This is a genomic window from Streptomyces sp. WG7 (assembly GCF_049975785.1).
Classification (GTDB): domain Bacteria; phylum Actinomycetota; class Actinomycetes; order Streptomycetales; family Streptomycetaceae; genus Streptomyces.
Window position 1 is genome coordinate 1 of sequence record NZ_JBNGGE010000190.1, and the last position, 551, is coordinate 551.

At 73.7% G+C, this 551-nt stretch carries 1 protein-coding gene; it reads right to left on the reverse strand.

Translation table 11 applies throughout. From position 1 onward, the window contains the following. Positions 1-512: condensation domain-containing protein (locus ACP4J0_RS38695; RefSeq protein ID WP_426604159.1), on the reverse strand; the 512-nt coding region annotated here is incomplete at its 3' end. Between the last annotated feature and the right edge of the window lie 39 nt (positions 513-551).

Sequence of the window (551 nt, forward strand, 5' to 3'; positions counted from 1 at the left end):
CAGCGCCGGAACGACGTGCCCACCGGGTCCAGCCGCACCGGCCCACCGGCCGCCACCGACTCCCACGCCTGCCGCAGATCCGGCAGCAGAACGCGCCACGACACCCCGTCCACCGCCAGGTGATGCACCACCACCAACAGCCGCCCCGACACCTCCGGACCCGCGTCGAACCACACCACCTGCACCACCACACCCGACTCCGGCGCCAACCGCGCCACCGCCGCCCGCGCCTCCCCCACCACGACACCATCGGCATCGGCATCGGCATCGTTATTCGCATCGGCATCGGCGAGAGGCACCCGGCGGACGCACCGGGCGGCGTCCACCGAACCCCGCTCCCCCACCTCCAGCGCCCAGTCCCCGGACACCCGCAACCGCAGCACGTCATGATGGTCCAGCAGCGCCTGCACCGCCGCCGTCAGCCGCTCCTCCCCCAGCCCGGCCGGCACCCGCAGGAACACCGACTGCTGGAAACCCTCCGCCGTGCCCCGCCACTCCCGCAGCCAGCGCATCACCGGAGTCGCCTCGACCGGACCCGTACCGTCGTCCTC